Raw genomic sequence first — 18,161 nt, forward strand, 5'->3', positions numbered from 1 at the left:
ATAAAACGCATGCCTGGGATGCAACAATTGCCACCGTCCGAAAATTCCAAGCTGCTGTCGCTAGTTGTTTACAAGAAACCTTAAGTCCTAATAAATTTGCCCAAATAAAAAAATACATTACTCCTCATAACATATGGGAGAAAAATAAATATGAAGGATATGCGACACAATACTTGGACATGCTCAATATCAAATTTATCCAAATGGATCTACCGAAACGAGAAAAAAACCTCAGTATTTTTGCTAAAAGACTCGGAGAAATTGATCAACTGTATCTTCGAGAAAAGAAAGATATCCACAATTTTGCAATTGAACAAGGATTACATCCGGATGAAATCCGTTATGCGAAAGAGTACCCTGAGTATATTGAATGGTAATATATTTTGCGCAGGTAGTCCCTAAGGTCACCACTATTGATCACCTGGTGAATTTTTCACTCTTTGAATTGCAGGAGCTCTCTAGCACGCAGTCGTACCCGAGGTCTTCAAAAATAGGCAACTTCAGTTCATTAATGAACAAGAAGTTGCCTATTTCAATATCTATTGTTTACTTTTTGGATATTCTACTCTTTCTTAAATTCATTGATTCAAGATAATTCACAACTTTTTCAATATGTTTTTCCGTGAATAATTCCTTTTTGCGAGCATTCCAATTTTGGATATGTTCTACCACAAAGGTTAATTCCTTCGATTGTTCAGGATATCGTTTCATTACCCAATGAACAGTCGCAAGCAATTCCATCCCATAAGGCGTTTCAAATCCATTAATTAGCTCTTTCACTTTCCCAAGTCGTTCCAGGGATTCTTTATCTTTTTGAAGATAATCCATTGCTTTAGCTGCTGCACCTTCTAGTAGATAAATATCTGCTTCCCTTGTTCGATCGCCATATCCACGAATGAAATGCCCTTCTACTCTTTGTAAAACATAATTCAAGTTCTCGGCATAAGCCCCAAACTTATTCTTCTCATTTCAGGTTGAACTAAATTGCAATCAAGCCCTCCATTTCCACAACCAAGAGGAGGAATTCACTATCAAAGTAAAAAGAAAAGCCCTGCAGCGATTTCTCTCCACAAGACTTTCTCTCATTCAAGTTAAATTTTGGCATCATACTTTCTAACACCTGGCCTCGGTTTTAACTGAATCAGTGTGTGGCTACTCACTATTGTCCTCCAGTTTTGTTTCTTACTCAGGGACAAATCCTACACTTAAGTTAGAAAATACGCGTCTAAATCTGCATCATTTTTTAAAATCTTTTTTTCATCAACGCCAACTTCACGTGCAAGGGATACCGATGCGGCTGCTAATGTAGCAGCGTTAGCTTGGAGATCAAATGCCGCTTCAATTAGAGAGTCAAAACGTTTGTATTGCTTCTCAATCTTTTCAATAATATCTTGATAAGCTTGGTCTATTTTGACTAGAAGCGAGTCAGTATAAGCGTTTAGTTTTGCTTTTAATTCCTCTTCCTTGCTACCAAGTTTGCCTTTTGCTAGACCCCACACTAAATTGGCAGTTACGGTTCCTATAATAGAACCTATGATAGGAACAGGTATTAGCATCTGACCAATTGCACCGCCGATAGCAGCAATCCCTGCTTCTAGACAGAGGATCTGACCTTGAGTTACAAACTCATCCATATCTATTCTTCCGCTTTGTTGATCTGTTAAAAGAGAGGTAATTCCCATAGCAGCACTTGTAACAGCTCCTGCAAATGGTGCTGATAGGGTAGTTAAGTTCGTTAATGTATAAATACTTGCTGCAGCAAGACCCGCTTTACCTCCCGCTACTGCAGAGTCCAAACCAACCTCTTTCCAGTCGTCTGCATCGAAGTTTTCTATACGTTTGCCAGATTTCACTTTCGAATAGATACTAGTAACTGCTTTGATAGTTACCCCAATTGCAGCAGCAGTGCCTACTACTTTTGCTCCTTCACTTATAGATGGACCACTTTTCGCTTCAACTGTCTTGATTTTTTCATCTGAATCATTTTCGATTGTATCCTGTATCTTTTGATTTTCACTCACAAGATCATCTTGACTCTTGGAGATGGTTTCACTTATTTTCCCCAGCTGAACTTCATCATAATTTGCTATGGACGGCTCTACCATTTCATTGAAAGGACGACCTGACGTGAGTTCAATCTTTTCAACTTTGCTTAGTATAGCTCTCGCCGACTTTTCACTGAGTCCTTCTGGTATCTGTCCATTCCTAATTGCCTCAATTACTTGGAACTGATCCTTAGGAATAGAATAATTCATCGAGGTATTCTGGTATTTCCCGAAATGTTCTAATACATGTGAAAGTGTATTATTCGTTCCATTTATAAACTTCGATTGATACTTAATACCATTCAATATGAAATCTTCTGGAGCTGTTCTTCCTACCCCTTGAAAAGTAGCCACTTCTGACTGGCCTCTTAATGCAGCCCAAGCATTGCGAATATTTACTTCCAGGTGCTCTGCAATTTCACCATGTTTAGTTCTTTCTGAACCCAGTATATTATTTGGAGAAGATAAGAATTGGCGCATTTTCATTACCTGAGATAATGCAGCTTCAAAGTTATCATTTTGATTGGATTGCTGATACAATTTTTCATGAATAATCGTATCCACTTGTTTTGCAAGTGAAGTGCTTTTCCAATCGTTGTACCCGCCAACTCCAGCTGCAATCACTTGATCTTTCCAAACATTAGTCATTAATTGTTACCAATTTCCTTCATAAAGAGTTGTGATAAACTTTCCGTGTTATTAATGATTGACCGGATTTCATCACGTTGGTCTTGAGAGAACTGTAAAAACGATTTAATATCTTTTGTATTAATGACAAACTGCAAAATAGATTGGTTCAACTGAGTAGTAAGCTCTTTTGTAGTGTCGAGGAGTTTAGAAATTTCCAAGGTTGTAGCTTGTAACTTTCGCTTATCCTTATTAATTTCAATCCGCTCTTTATCTGCTTTGATAGCGGCATCTTTATTCTTTTTACTTGCAAAAATGCCCCCTGCCAATAAACTAGCTGCTCCGATACCCCAACCTATAGGGCCAGCAAGTGCCAATAAAGCACCTCCGCCAGCCATACCGCCTCCTCCTGCTACTAAGGCACCACCACCTAACCAAGCTAACGCTGCATTAGTAGCGGCTACTCCATATAAGCCAGAAATCGCAGCACCAGTTGAAGCTGTTCCAAACGTTGTTGCGATAGCCATTGCCGCAGCTGGTGCCATTGCGGCTGTCGCCACGCCGGCTGCTACTCCAGCTGCAGTTCCCCCACCCGCTATTTTAATCATCATTTTTTCATCGTATGTAATTTCACTTAATACTTTAAAACTGGCTGTATTTATATTAATCTGTGCAAATTCTTGAGAAAATTCCTTCGGAGTATTCGCTAAACTATTTACATATTCCTCCACACTTTTAATTACATCAACAGCAATTACTCGATTATTATGTAAACTGATAGCGTGGTTTCGAACTCTTTTAGTTGCTAATTCATAATCGCTTATTTCCCTCTTTAGTTTTTCAACAGATTCTTTTTTTAATGAACTATTTAACATGTAGATTGCTCCTCATCAATATAAGTATGAATAATTTCACGCATCCAATTTATGCATATGGAACTATTTACATATCAGTATATCTTCATTTAAGGTATTTGTATCTACTTTTTAAACATATAAGAACTAATTCAAGAATCAATCCTAATTGTAAAAAACTGCTTACATTATTTTAACGTTTAGTTTCTAACAGACGCTTCACTACCGGGCGATGGGAGGGGCTTGAGCGTCCCTGCGTCAGACTCTATTGCCCCCCAAATTGTGGCTGACGCAGGGACGCAGGTTATTGGGGCTAGACTATAGGGATCCTCTACACTTCACTAATTAAAGTGAGTTTCTCCTTCTGTCTCACTAAAATGTAAATTTCCATCTGAATATATTACATAAAACGTATGTTCACCTAAATTGACTGTTTGATATGTGCTTGATTTTTTGGCGTTGTTTACTATAGATGTGAACTGTTTTGCGATAACGGAAGCACCAAAAAAGTTTAGTAGTTTTCTAGAAGCATCTAGGACATCTGTATCATTGGAATTTTGAGCTATTACATCAATAAACGATCCACCTATTTTATTTGATCTTACTGCTATCCGCAGCATTAATTTGTTTAGAAAGATCATTTGGTGCAGTTTGGCCCTGCTGCTGCAGAAGATCATTTTTGGATTTTGACGGAGTTTCATACTTTACCTTCGCATTCATTCTGAATACATCCATTTCATTTTTCCTAACGCAGGGACGCTTTTTTTCAGTTATTATTGATTCTTATTCTATTTTTTATTATTTTCTTCTTTTTCCATTTCCTCTAATTTTCTATATAGTTCATCAAATATTTTTGTGTACTCTTTTGCCTCTTTAGAACTCATACCATATACTTCATATGGATGCTCTCCTGGTAACGACCATTTATAAATCCACTCACCTGATTGAACACGTCTTGCATGAGGTCCAATCATTGACTCAAGCTGTAGGATGCTGTGTATCACCGATTTATGAGTGCCATGATTTTGCTAAGGGATGCACTTTCTGTTTTTATCAGCAGATGATAGTGATTTGTCATAAAACAGTAAGCTAATAGATGGAAAGGGTATCGATCGTGGACGTGTTGGAAGATTCTCATGAGTTCCTCCATATCTCGGTGGGATCCGAAAATAGGCTGCCGGTTGTTGCCCCGCATAGTGACGTGGTAGTAGGATTCAGGATTTAAATTTCTTCTTCGTGTCAATTGAATACCTCGCTTTTCTTAGATTGATAGAGTTGTTTTGGGATAAGGCTTTGTTAGGTTTTTGGGGTAGGTATAGAAGTTGGAGAGGGAGGAGTTTGTAGAGATCTACAATCCTAGTTTAGTTAATATAGAATTAGTTGTCTATAGTTTTCTGAATATTGTTGTGCATAGGGACACAAAAAATACCCCCTCCAGCTAAAAGCCAGAGAGAGTAAGCATTGTAGTTAGATGTCAGAATTGTTTGCTACACAGGGTCACTTTAGAATTTCAGCGTGAAGTTCACAGCCAAATCCGAACCGCTAGTTACGGTGATAGAAAATGTAAAGGCTTTTCCTTTTAAATCAGCTAATGTTTTTGCATCTGCTGGGAATGCTGCTTTCAATTCGTTCAGAGCTGCTACTGATAATGGATCATTGCCGTTTATTTTTTGGATTCCTAGGCTATTGATTAGGGAAATATAAAAGTCTTGTCCTAAGAACTCTACAATACTAATATCTTCTTTTACTATAATTTCTAGTGTGTTTGAAACGGATGATAATAACGTTATTTTGGAATCTTTATTAGCATTGCTAGCCTTTACTAAGGCTGCTACTTTTGCATCCAATGCTTCCTGAGTTGTAATAGGAGCTGGAGTTAGATTAGGAGTTCCGTTTATGATTGCCTCTATCTTCTTCAATTCCTGTTGTAATGCAACATAGAATCGGTCAGTTGGGTTACTTGGTAAACTAGCTGCAAGTACTTTTAGTTGCTCATATACTTTCAATGCTTCAGGTAGCTTACCCGCCGTGTATAATCCTTTCAGTTCTGCCAACTTCATATACACAGTAACTGGTAGCATTAAATCATCTCGTGCTTGATCCGCAGGTTTTTTAAACTGGTCTAACAATAAATCGCGGGGTGCTTTTCCAGAGAAACGATATAAAATTGAAGTTCTTTCTCTTAACTGTGCAGACAAGTCATGGTACCCTTTCTCGATAGCTGCAAAATCATCTTGTTGTTCTGCCTTCTTCAAGTCATTCATTATAGGAACTAAATATTTAACAGCATAATTATAGGCGTCTATATAAGGAACTAATCCTTTTGTGATTTTGTCATTATATAATGCATCTATTTCTTTCAGTTTACTGTCTTTTTCTTCTGAAGAAAGCGTTGAATTTGTAATTGCCTTTCTAGTAGATTCATAGTTTTTCTTTACACTTTTTAAAGTAGGATATATTAAATTACTTGGTGCCAGATTACCGGATAGTGCAGGATCTACATATTGTTTAGCAGCAGTATTTAATTCTACCTTTAAGGCTTGTATTGACTGGTCTAATGTATTTGTCTTTGCAAATGCGCTCGGTGATGCCACCAAAATTGCACTTGCTAATAAAGCTGCCGCTGTTGTAGTTTTTATAAAATTTTTCTTCATAATCTTCCCCTTAATGTTAGTTTATTTTATTTGAAATTTCACTAATACAGTTGTTTTTAATGGGCCACTTAAAGTGTCAGTTAGGTCATTTGTTACCATTAGTTGATAGTTCCCTGGTTTGTAGCCCTGTTTTGGTGCTGATACGAGAATTTGTTTCGAATTTGTTGAAGAAACCTTTATGGAAACGGGCATTAGAACTGTCCCATCTTTTACAACGTAAATTGCATTATCGACACTTTTCGGATCAACTGACTTACTTAAGGAGATAGTCCAAGTTTTATCTGATGACACTGGCTCGGATTTTTCAATAATTTGTCCCCATTTTTCGGGTATAGTTGGCAGTGTTTTATTCACAGGAATGGAATAATTCGCGAAAAATTGTGCTGCTAGCACTTCATATCCTGCTGCATTTGGGTGAATATCTACTGGGTTTTCTAAATAAGCTGCTCCATTTTTATCAAAAATCGTTGCAACCTCCACAAAATGAGCACCTTCCTGTTTTACTAAAGTAGCCAGCCGATCATTTGCAATATTAAAAGCAATTTGCACTTTTTGCCTCAAAGCTACATCTTGAATATGCGGTAAAGGAAAATAATACCCATACAAATAGACATCCGCCTCAGGATTCAGCGCTTTGACCTGCTTAATAGCGGAGGTTAAATTCCCTGCGACTTTCTCTAAAAGAGCAGTTGCTTTCGGAAGATCGACATTAACACTTCCATCTAAGGGGTTATAAAACTCATCAATAAAATCATTAGCTCCACTTATAATCGTAACAAGCTCCGCATTTTCCAATGAGTTCTTTACATCAGTACTTTTTAACGTTTCTAACAACCCAGCACTAGTTTGACCAGATGAAGCAAACTCTTTTGTAAACGAACCAAGCACTTCTTCCTCTGCTAAAACTTCACTAATGATATCCGTGAAGCCTCTACTAACCGCCACTCCATAGGGGGTATGCCCGGAAGCCAATGAATCCCCCAAAGCTACATAGTCAATTTTAAGATTTTCTGCATAAACAGACGGAGAAAAAAAGCTAAAAATAGTAATAGTTGCTACCAATATAACCGTGCATATTTTCCGCAAAATGCACCCTCCCCTTTGGATTGTTGTGAACAAAAAAGTATATGAAATTACTTACAGAAATATAACTGCTGTACCTTTGGTAGAGCAGTTAATACTTTCTGTTTTTTCAGCTATTAATTATCTTAATAATACATTAAGATAGTACTAGGAACAACATTATTCTGATAACTCAGAATCTTTCGGCGCGCAGGGACAAAAACAATTCTGAATTGTTTTATACACAGGGACACTATTAAAGGAGGTGGAAATTCTGAAGAAGTTTATCGTTTTAGTTGTAACATTTTTTCTTTTATTGTCAGTTGGAAGTAGTGTGAGTGCCGCTCCTCTATACAAAGATGTTGGGGATGATTATTTTGCTAAAGCGGAGCTAGATTTTTTAGTCTCTGAAGGTATTTTAGTTGGGGATCCAACAAAAGACTTTGGGTTAGGGCAAGAACTAAAACGACTTGAAGCCGCAGAAATGCTTGTAAAAGCACTGAGGTTGGAAGTTAACAGTCAATCCGAATTGGTCATTTCTGATGTTCCTTCCGACCATATAAGCTACCCAGTAATCGCAGCGATTGTGGAAAACGGAACTATGAAGTTGGATGAGAATGGAGCTTTTAATCCGAACGCGCCTATTTCAAGAGGAGAAAGTGCAGTATTTTTTGTACGAGGGTTTAATATTACAGGTACTACAAAAACTCCATTTGTAGATGTGTTGCCTGAGTACTGGGTTTCGGAATCTATTCAGGCATTACAAGCAAATAATATCGCTATTGGATATCCTGACAATTCATTCAAACCATTAGTTAATATTACAAAAGAAGATTTTGCTATTTTACTTGCACGGGTATTGAATCCAGATTTCCGAAAAGCAGCAACACCAACACCAGTGCCTATACCTACTGCCTCCTGTGAGAAACCAAGTCAAGTAAAAAAGGCGTTCGTGAATGTACAGGTAACATCTCTTTGGCATAAACCGAATATTAATAGACCGGTAGATAAATCTTCTATTTCCACTCCAGTAAATATTACAGAGTGGACGAAAAGTATGAATCTCACACAGAAAAAGTGGCTTATTGGTAAAACCGATACACAAGCACTATTCGGCGATGAAGTCGTCATCTTAAAGAAGAGTGGTAAATGGACGAGAATTGCGGTAAAAGATCAATATGTACCTTATCAAAAAGAAGGATATCCTGGATGGGTACCATCATCGCATTTAGCAGAAACAACTACGGATACTTCTGAATGTCCCATCGCCATTGTAAATGCAAAGTCTACAAATCTATATCAAGATACGAAGAAGAATAAAGTCTATATTCCCATCAGCTACACGACGATCCTTCCAGTAGTAAAAGAAGAAGGAGAATGGTTGCATGTAATGACACCAACAAATGGCATCAAATACTTAGCAAAAAAAGATGCGAAAGTTTATAAAAATTACGCAGCAGTTCCGAAGCCATCTCAAAAGGATATTGTTAATAGCGCCAAACAGTTTTTAGATCTCCCTTACTTATGGGCAGGCACTTCCGCATATGGCTTTGACTGCTCAGGCATCATTTACTCCGTTTATAAAAATCACGGAATACTTATCCCGCGCGACTCGTTTTATCAAGCAACAAAAGGCACATCCGTTTCGAAGAAAAACCTACAGTCTGGTGACCTCGTATTTTTCGCCGGTAATGGAGGAAAAGGAAAAGTCTATCATGTTGGTTTATATGTAGGTGACGGCAAAATGCTCCATGCTCCATATGCCTCCTCGAAAGTCAAAATTGAATCGATGAATACAGGGACTTATAAGAAAAATTATTCCGGTGCAAGAAGATATTTGAAATAACGAAAAGATCGCCTTCCTATTTGGGAAGGTGGTCTTTTTTGATGTGAATTGTGTGCTGCACGAATTGTGTGTTGCACAGGGCAAGGCTAACTGGTTTTGAGTTTACTTGCGGTCGCTTGTTGGATACTTGCGTTCGACGGGGCGGTACCAGCGGAGTGACTTGGTTTACTAGCGGTTCATCTTGGTTTACTTGCGGTTGATGGGGATTTACTTGCGGAGTGGGGATTTATTCCACTTTCACAGGAGATAATCGTTACGAATAAGAATTGTGTGCTGCACAGGGACAAGCGTCCAGTTTACTTGCGGTAGCTTGTTGGATACTTGCGTTCGGCGGGGCGGTACCGGCGGATTGGCGTGGTTTACTGGCGGTTCATCTTCGTTTACTTGCGGTTGATGTCGATTTACCGGCGGAATGGGCATTTATTCCACTTTATAAATTCTTACTAGTAAGCATATTTCTACAAATTGTGTGCTGCACAGGGACAAGCTACGAAGGCATTTACTTGCGGTCGCTTGTTGGATACTTGCGGTCGACGGGGATTTACTTGCGGAGTGGGGATTTATTCCACTTTCACAGGAGATAATCGTTACGAATAACAATTGTGTGCTGCACAGGGCAAGCGTCCAGTTTACTTGCGGTAGCTTGTTGGATACTTGCGTTCGGCGGTGCGGTACCGGCGGAATGACTTGGTTTACTTGCGGTTGACAGGGATTTACTTGCGGAGTGGGGATTTATTCCACTTTCACAGGAGATAATCGTTACGAATAAGAATTGTGTGCTGCACAGGGCAAGGCTACTACGAAAAGACCGTCTTCCCAGTTGGGAAGGCGGTCTTTATTGAGGTGAATTGTGTGCTACACAGGGACAAAGTTATCCCGCAGAGCCGACTTGTTGCCAAATTAGATTTGCCCATTCTGGATGGTCGATGAATGGGTTACGGTTTCCTTGCCATTCTTGGATGACGTCATTGCGATTAAGTTCAAATTCATCGACTGGGTCTTGCTCGTGCCATTTTAGTAGGGTGGAAAGCTTGCCGTGGTATGGTGTGCTTCCGTTATTTACTTTGTCGTTTAATTCCAGGTCTACTTTATCTCCAGCTTCATAGCGTGTTGCCATATAGAATAAAATCCGAGCGACATCGCCTTTTACATGATTAGGTGGTTCAAATGAATCCCCATCTTTATAACACCCATTACAATTATTAACAGGACTTCCCCCGTTATCAAAGTCTAAATTCCCTCTAGAGCTGTTCACTTGTACATCTGTCGGACGCAAATGGTGGATGTCCGTACCAGGTCCTTGACTTGTTCCGAAACCGCCATGTGATTGAGCCCATGTGTGCTCTCGGTTCCACTGCCCTACGTTTCCACCATTGGCAGTTTTAGATCGTGATACTCCAGAATAAAACAATATGACATTGTTTTTATTGTTAGGGTCTTCATCCGTTTCACGTAATGCTGCCCATACTTGGTCATAAGAAAGTTGAGTATTCTCGTCAACTATTTCATGTAGGGCTGCTTTTAACGCTTTACCTTCTTTACCAATAGCATCTTTATAGTAGTCATCAGTAGGTATGCTAGCGGTAGTAACAAGGACACTAAAGCTAGTCGTTACACTGTGTTCACCGTCTGTAGCGGTAACTCCTACAATATAGTTTCCTTCTGAAAGTGTTAGTTTTAGCGTAGTCCCTACTATAGTTCCTAATGTGGAAGAAAAAGTTAAGACTTGGTTTTCTGGGTCTGCAAAATGATCTGTTAATAGGATCGAAATAGACTCCCCAGTTTTAACCGTTTGACTAGGAATGTTTTTCTTTACTATTGGAGCTTGGTTTTCACCAGGTAAGGAAGGAACCACAATGGGTTCCCCTTTTGAATTCGTAATTTTAATACTCGTTCTATTTGCACCATTAATAAATTCAAATTCCTGAATATTTTCTGCGCCTCTTATTTCTTTTACATTCGGTCCATCAATAATCACTTTTTGGACATTGGTCGCTTTGAAATCCATAATCGCGCCAGCATTTGCAGGCTTACTCGTTACAGTTTGCTCTGCAAAGCCGTCTCCATGGAATTCTGCATAATTACTAGTTAACAGAATGCCTTCTGTGATTTCTGATGCATCGTCAAGTGTGATGGAAACGCTAGGTTTACTAATAGTTAGTTTCTTTGTTTGGAGATTTTTGATGTTGTAAGCTTTTTCAGCTGTAATTGGTGTAACAACTTCTTCTGCTAATAGATCAATTTGGACCATTACTGGATCATGGTCACTTGCACGTCCTGCCATATCGGTAAAGTCCGCATTAATATGAAGGATGTCGATTTTCGTTTTATTTTCTAAATTTTTCGTTACTAAAATATGATCTAGTACTTGTGAGTTTCCTTGATATAGATATGAATATCGATCAGGCGTTTCCACTTTGTTAATCATGTTTGTCATATGTTCCCCTTCGTGAATTAAAAGGGCATCGGCAAATTGATAATCGTTAAAGTCACCTAGTGATACAACATTCGCTGCTGGGTTTTTCGTTTTAATATCTACAACAAAGTCAGAAACGATTTTTGCAATTTTTTTACGTTGGACTTCACTGTCGTATTTTGGTGGTTGAATAGATCCAAATAATGGTGTATCGCCAGTTTTGGAGTTCCAGTGATTCGCAATAACAATGATGCTTTCACCTTTAAAATCAAACTGTGCCGCTAATGGTTTACGGCTGCTATTAAATGCGCTATTTGTTGGATCTATACGACCTGGATTAAGTGTTAACTTGCCATCTTGGTAACCAACCGCAGTAGTCGCACTTCCAGCTGAAATACCTTCTGTCAATTTTACTCGTTCCGGATTGTATAGGAATCCAACACGAATATTGGCATTTGGTGCTCCGCCGTCTTGGTTGTTTACTGGGTCAATATTCACATATTTGTAGTCTGCGCCACCAGCATTTTTAATCGCTGAAATAAGTCTTGCATAGCTTTGATCTGCTTTTGAATCTCCAGAGCTTTCTCCGTTATTATCCTGTACTTCTGTGACACCAATAATGTCAGGATTTTGCATATCAATTGCAAATGCTCTTGCTAATTTACGTGCTTTGTCGTCTGTTGTGGATGTTCTGTTATTCGAGAAGTTTTCTAAGTTATATGAAGCAATTGTTAACTTATCTTCTGCTTTTACAATAGTTGTTTTTTCTGGTGTTGCAGTTCCTTTTGCATGTGCAGCTTTCATTTCATTTAAAGAGACATAGATCTTAAAGTTTTGGAATGAATAACCCACCACTCCAGTAATCGGTCCATTAAATTTGTCTCCAGTTGCTACTTCGAAATCACGGCCAGGTCCATTTGGTTCTAAACGGAATTGCACGCGATTTGGATTTTGGTTGTCCTTTTCATATAAAACTCCGCCATGAAGAGAGTTCGTTGGAGCATTTTCCAACAAGGTAATCAAGTCTCCATGCTCTTGAGGGGCTACAGCTTTCACATTTCCAACTTGCACGCGCATTCCTTCGATACTTTCCCAGAAATCGATCGCGTCTACTGTTGGATTGAAAACTGTAAGATTGTCGCTATCAATTTTAGCTAGAGACATTTTAGTTTCATCGATTAGGATTGGAGCTGGTAAAGGTACACCACTTTTAATGACTACCACTTTTCCACCTTGGTCATTTCGAACATTGATTTGAGTAGTTTTCAAGTCTGTTGTTTGACGATCATCGTATCCGTCATATGCAAATTCACTTACTCTCCCAGTGACTGATACTAAATCTCCTATTTGAATCGGCCATTTGTTTGTTCCGCTGTAAAGAACAATTGCTTCCGAAGTGTTTGGATTCGTATCCGCTAACTCATCCGGCGTTTGGATATGATAGTAGGTTGCACCATTCAATAAGAACGAGTAAGTAACAACTCCTTGAATGCCTTCTACTATTTTATTGTCAAATGAAGTGAAGTGTCCTGCTCCTTGGATATCATGAATTTGAAGACTATCTGAAATTTTATATTCGAATGTCTTCACTTCCGAAGTCCCTTCTGGAGTAATCGCTACAGCCTTAAGCGTGCTATCTACTTTAATCTCTATTGGTGTAGCATATTTTGTACTGTCCTTCGTCGGCTCTGTTCCGTCTAATGTGTAATAAATCTCAGCATTTACCGTCGTCGTAGATAGGGTTACAACAGTAGAACCTATGAATGTTCCACTTCCAGGACTTGCAGTAACGGGTTGTAGAGTGGAGCTGTCCTCTACAATATCTTGAACTGTGCGAGGGATGATTTGATAATCCGCATCAAACTGTTGAACAATACCAGTAATAGATTCATATGTTTTCCCTACAACTAAGCCTAGTGAATTGTTTTCATCACGCACGATGAAATTAGTCGGTCCATCTGTTGCGGTATAGTTTCCTGCATTTACAGCAGTTAATGTAATTTGTTTCGCTTGGACTAGAAGTGATTCATGATTTTCATTCACTTCTGCACCTGTTACAACCTTAGCAGTTGGAGCTCCCACATTTTCTGTTTTGGTCACTATTTTCGCATTGTCTAATTGTAGAAGTCCACGGAATTCCGCTAATGTCCCCGTAAGTGTTACTTCATCGCCTAAAGTAGCAGCAAGACTTGCAGGACGTACGGCAATACCACCTGTCGCATCTTGTACAGAGACAGTATTTTTCAAGTTTGCAGCAACTATTCCTTTAAGCGTAACTGTTTGACCAATAGCTGTAGTGCGTGCTTCAGCAATGGACAATGCCCCAGGTTCACTTAGTACCTTGTAAGTGAATGAAGAAATTGGACTATTTTCAAGACCCTCTTTTATCCCGATTGCTTTAATCGTCATGTCTTTGTCGATAACAATTGGTGTTACAAATGGAGTACTTGAACTAGTTGGATCCGATCCATCTGTCGTAAAGTAAATAGACGCGCCTTCCGTCTTCGTCGATAACGAAATTTCTGTGCCTACTGGGACAGTTGAAGCTGGTGTCGAAACTGTTACAGCTCCTACTTGCGTTTCTCCAGGATCCGGATTACCACTGTCCATCGTGTGGGTGCCTAGATTGGAAGAATCGTCTTTTGGTAGTGTCGTCCATACTGCTGGGTCAAATGCGTCACTCGTATTCGCATCTCCAGTTTGAATATTACTATTACGTACTAATGTAACATCCGATCCCCAGATAGCTCTTGACCCTATTTGCCCAATGGAATCAATGATAGTGTCAGATTTCTTCAGGACAACTGGATCATCTCCATTAAAATTAACTACGGTACTATTCGCAAGATCTCCCTTGCTTTTTATATCAGCACTCGCAGAGGTATGATAAAGTACATACGTCTTTCCATTTTGTAAAGTGCCTGTTAAATTCAATTTTGCAGAAGATGCGGTTGCCCCATTTGCATAAAGCTCAAGCGAATATGCACTTAAATTTACTTCAGCACCCGTTCCATTGTAAAGTTCAATTGCCTTATTAAAGCTGCTACCTTCTATATATTCGGAAATGATTAAATCAGATGCATTCGTTACGGCTAATGCTTTCGATGGTAATACTGGAAATACTAAACCGGCTACTAAACTTGCAGATAAGAAAGCATTTATGGACCTTTTCCAATTCCTTTTACGCATCTATACAATTCTCCTTTGTGTGTTAAAGAATAGTTTCTCCATCAACAATGATACCGTTCATTTCTATATTTCCGTTTACCTCGGAAAGGTCTAGATTGCCTTTGACCGTAATATTCGAGAGCATCAAATTACTAGACGGGATACCAATTAGCGTTAGATTCCCTTTAATAATCGCATTTCCAAGGAAGCTCGTATTTGTAACTGAAACTGTCACGTCTCCGTTATAGATTTTTGGGATTTCTACCGTGCCTGAAAAATCCTTCGCATCAATCGTTCCGCCTGGATATTCATTTTCTGGCTTTTCATCCTTCACGTTGACAATACGTCCTTCCACTTGCGGGTTCACTTGACCAAGACTTACTAAGTGATCACGGAAGTTTTCCCAATCGGATAAGCCTAAATCTGTTACTCTTCCGTTCTCGTATGCTTTTTTCAGAACATCGTAGCCGTCCCCACCTTTAGCAGTAAAGGCGTTCGTTGCAATGGTATACGTGCTATCTGCGTTGATTTCTGTGTATGTGCCATCAGCATTTTTATAAGCTATAGAGACGACACGTTGTCCAGCAGCCTTTGTAGAGTCGAATTTCACTTTTGCTCCCGACACATGAAGGAATCCGCCATTTTCTCTTGGATAATCTTTCAAGCTAATTTCAAATGCAGCTTTTATTTCAGCTCCCGTAAGCTTCATAGTTGCTAAAGTATTCCCGAAAGGCAGTACAGTGATTACTTCTCCAACCGTAATTGGTCCTTGATTAATTGCAGTTCTGATTCCTCCGCCATTTTGGAAAGCCATAATAATATCTTTGTTATACTCTCTTGCTTTATTGAGCATGCCATCCGTAATCAGATTCCCAAGTGGAGTTTCATTGCTTCGAACGCTTGAACCACCAGTACTAGAGCGTGGATTTTCTAAAGCAGTTACTGCAGTAGCTCCAGTTGGTTCGTTTTTCAAGTCATTAATTTTGGACGAATATTTTGCTAATAGCTCTTTTGCCTTAGCGTCTTCCACTTGTAAGCTCACATTTATCAATTCGCCAGCGTGTTCAATTACTTTTCCGTTTTTATCGAACTCGACATCCAATGTTCCTAAAAACTCACTATATTGATAGGCTTGGACGATAACCGTCGGATCTTTCGTTTTCCCTGCTAAATCCTTATCTACAATTACTGGTTTTTCTAATTTAGTATGACTATGACCGCCAACAATTACATCAATGCCACTTACTTTTGCAGCTAACTGCAAGTCATTGTCGTATGCAGGATTATCATCATAGCCAAGATGTGTTACAGCAACTACTTTGTTCACACCTTGCTTTTCGAACTCGTCTACCATTTTTTGAGCAGCTTTTACATAATCATTAAATGTCACTTTTCCAGGACTTGAAATATCCTTCGTTTCTGCTGTAGTTAATCCAAATAGTCCAACTTTCTCTCCATTTATAACTTTAATAATCCCGCTATAAATTTGACTGCTTTTAGGATTATTTTGGATTTTCACACTAAATAGTCCTTTTAAATGCTCGTCCTGTGAAAAATCAGTATTCGCACTTACAAGCGGAAAATTAGCTTTCTTCACAAAGTCTGCTAAAGCTTTATGTCCATCCGCACCGGATCCTAAATCGAACTCATGGTTACCAAAAGTCATCAAATCATATTTCATCAAATTCATGAATTCAACATCTGCTTGTCCCTTGAATTCGTTGAAATACAATGTACCAGAGAATACATCTCCAGCATCGACTAATAATGCGTTTGGATTCGCTTTTCGATATTCTTTAACAGCAGTAACTCGCTTGGCCACATTGTCCAATTGTGCATGTGTGTCATTCGTATGCATGATGGATAAGTTAAAGGTTTTACCTGAGTTTCCGCCTTTATTATTTCCATTTGGAGTGTCATTCTTTGCCAGTTTAATGAAGTCTTGCAAGGAATTATTCGCGAGACCGACACTAGTTGTAGTTAGCATTGAAATTGCGAGAACTGAAGCTACCACAGTTTTTTTCACGTTATTCTTTTTCATAAATTTCCTCCTATTTTGATTTGCTGTTCGCTTATCTTATTTAATAAAGTTCAACTATATGAATATATTGGACTAAGTAAAAACTTTCATTGATTCTGGGGTTCTACGAGGTGATTATTCGCTCTCGAAATAGCAGTTTATATATAAATAAAATCCCTTCCTTTCGCTGTTGTAATAGTGAGTCAACTACATTTTAGCAAAGTAGAATTGTAAAGATTGTCGTTTTTTGTAAAATTCCAAAAATTATTACTATTATCATATATCGGAATGGGTATAAAGTCCTGATTTAAATATGAATCGTTCAATAACTAGGTACCTTACACTTGCTCTGTGATAGATTTGTTGTAAATTAAATCGCATTATAGTGTTCCAACGGCATTTACTTGCGGTCGCTTGTTGGATACTTGCTCTCAGTGGATTGGTACCGGCGGTTTGTTGGGGTTTACTTGCGGTTGATCTAGGTTTACTTGCGCTTGAGAGGGATTTACTTGCGGGGTGGAAATTTATCCCACTTTCACAACAGATAATCACTACGAATAAAAGATTTATTAGACTCATATAATCAGAGAGAGAATAATTGGCTAGAAATAAAGTACAAAGGAGGGAAATTACTGATTTGTATAAACTGTGGCCATGATCAAGTCACTGGAAACTTTTGCAGTTTATGTGGAACTGAATTGGAGGAACTTCTATTAAATACCGAAAGTGTTGCTTCCAGAACACGACCAGCGAAACCGAATGTCCATATAGAAAATATTAAAAGCAAAACTAAAATATATAGCGCTTACTTTATTCAACAATTAAAAAAACCTTCTCATTCACACATTCATGTAGAAAGTGAGTTTAGAAGTAGTCTTGCTAGTATTATTTTATTTACTGCACTTGTTACCATATCCCTATTTTTATTTTCTAAGGATTTATATTGGAACAATCCACCCCATTTTTTATCCTTTTTTATGGAGTCGTTCTTACTTACATTCTTATTAATTGGACTGGTTATACTTTCTACTTTTCTCATTAGCAATTTTTTTGGTCCACAACATTCGTTTAAAGTGATTATCAGTTTTTATGGCGGGCAATTATCAGCACCTATTATTTTAGTATCTGCTTCTATATTTCTAATGCTTGTAGAATCATTTATTTATGGCAATGCAATTTTAACTATATGCATCATTTTTAGTCTATTTATACTGCCACTTTATGTCATGACTTTCTTGCTTGCAAAGAGCCATTCTGGTGTTGACCCACTCTACGGATTTATATTGTATATTGCGACTTTCACTATTTTATTGATCATTTTTGTCACCATTGTTGGGAATTCTAAAATAGTGGAGTATTTTAATCATATGAGTCTTTTATTTTAAGAGAATTGTTTGCTACACAGGGACGAAACTGGCATATGAATTGTGTGCTACACAGGGACAAAAAGCAGCCAAAACACCTTCGAT

Annotated in this window: 13 protein-coding genes; 3 read left to right on the top strand and 10 right to left on the bottom strand. The window is 38.5% G+C overall.

The genetic code is table 11. The annotated features are described in order from the left end of the window. Window positions 1–377 (top strand): DUF6904 family protein (locus tag LDK52_RS14770; RefSeq protein WP_407081820.1); only part of this gene is annotated, 377 nt, incomplete at its 5' end. 169 nt (window positions 378–546) lie between these two features. Here LDK52_RS14770 and LDK52_RS14775 read toward each other — a convergent pair. The 8 genes from LDK52_RS14775 to LDK52_RS14810 all read right to left on the bottom strand — a co-directional run bounded on the left by LDK52_RS14775 (window position 547) and on the right by LDK52_RS14810 (window position 7,266). Continuing rightward, complete coding sequence (locus LDK52_RS14775) at window positions 547–933, bottom strand: hypothetical protein (RefSeq protein ID WP_277586714.1); 387 nt, start codon at window positions 931–933, stop codon at window positions 547–549. 272 nt (window positions 934–1,205) lie between these two features. Beyond that, on the bottom strand, window positions 1,206–2,693 hold the full coding sequence (locus LDK52_RS14780; RefSeq protein ID WP_277586715.1) for a hypothetical protein: 1,488 nt from the start codon (window positions 2,691–2,693) through the stop codon (window positions 1,206–1,208). Then, entirely contained in the window at window positions 2,693–3,547 is an 855-nt protein-coding gene (locus tag LDK52_RS14785) for a hypothetical protein (RefSeq protein ID WP_277586716.1), read from the bottom strand. Before LDK52_RS14785 ends, LDK52_RS14780 begins: the two co-directional genes overlap by 1 nt. A gap of 320 nt (window positions 3,548–3,867) precedes the next feature. Further along, window positions 3,868–4,227, bottom strand: coding sequence for a hypothetical protein (locus LDK52_RS14790; protein WP_277586717.1), 360 nt, complete (start codon window positions 4,225–4,227; stop codon window positions 3,868–3,870). Window positions 4,228–4,314: 87 nt separating this feature from the next. Continuing rightward, on the bottom strand, window positions 4,315–4,500 hold the full coding sequence (locus LDK52_RS14795; RefSeq protein ID WP_277586718.1) for a hypothetical protein: 186 nt from the start codon (window positions 4,498–4,500) through the stop codon (window positions 4,315–4,317). 26 nt (window positions 4,501–4,526) lie between these two features. Next, on the bottom strand, window positions 4,527–4,769 hold the full coding sequence (locus LDK52_RS14800) for a transposase (RefSeq protein WP_277586719.1): 243 nt from the start codon (window positions 4,767–4,769) through the stop codon (window positions 4,527–4,529). 259 nt (window positions 4,770–5,028) lie between these two features. Next, window positions 5,029–6,180 carry a hypothetical protein gene (locus tag LDK52_RS14805; RefSeq protein ID WP_277586720.1) on the bottom strand — a complete coding sequence of 384 codons (1,152 nt, stop codon included), beginning with the start codon at window positions 6,178–6,180 and terminating at the stop codon, window positions 5,029–5,031. 21 nt (window positions 6,181–6,201) lie between these two features. Continuing rightward, window positions 6,202–7,266 (bottom strand): SGNH/GDSL hydrolase family protein, encoded by a 1,065-nt coding sequence (locus LDK52_RS14810; protein WP_277586721.1) that lies wholly within the window; start codon window positions 7,264–7,266, stop codon window positions 6,202–6,204. A gap of 241 nt (window positions 7,267–7,507) precedes the next feature. On the opposite strand from LDK52_RS14810, the gene LDK52_RS14815 reads away from it, so the two are divergent. Then, window positions 7,508–9,088: an NlpC/P60 family protein gene (locus LDK52_RS14815; protein ID WP_277586722.1), complete on the top strand. Its 1,581-nt coding sequence runs from the start codon at window positions 7,508–7,510 to the stop codon at window positions 9,086–9,088. Between the two features lie 871 nt (window positions 9,089–9,959). Here the strand turns inward: LDK52_RS14815 and LDK52_RS14820 are convergent. Both LDK52_RS14820 and LDK52_RS14825 read right to left on the bottom strand, forming a co-directional pair. Continuing rightward, a complete protein-coding gene (locus LDK52_RS14820) occupies window positions 9,960–14,693 on the bottom strand; it encodes an endonuclease (protein WP_277586723.1) in 4,734 nt (1,577 codons plus the stop codon). 22 nt (window positions 14,694–14,715) lie between these two features. Continuing rightward, the gene (locus LDK52_RS14825) at window positions 14,716–16,713 is read right to left on the bottom strand and encodes a bifunctional metallophosphatase/5'-nucleotidase (RefSeq protein WP_277586724.1); all 1,998 of its coding nucleotides are present in this window, start codon (window positions 16,711–16,713) and stop codon (window positions 14,716–14,718) included. Between the two features lie 677 nt (window positions 16,714–17,390). Here LDK52_RS14825 and LDK52_RS14830 point away from each other — a divergent pair. Continuing rightward, the gene (locus LDK52_RS14830) at window positions 17,391–18,077 is read left to right on the top strand and encodes a hypothetical protein (RefSeq protein WP_277586725.1); all 687 of its coding nucleotides are present in this window, start codon (window positions 17,391–17,393) and stop codon (window positions 18,075–18,077) included. The last annotated feature ends 84 nt before the right edge of the window (window positions 18,078–18,161 follow it).

Source organism: Psychrobacillus antarcticus (assembly GCF_029533155.1).
GTDB lineage: Bacteria > Bacillota > Bacilli > Bacillales_A > Planococcaceae > Psychrobacillus > Psychrobacillus antarcticus.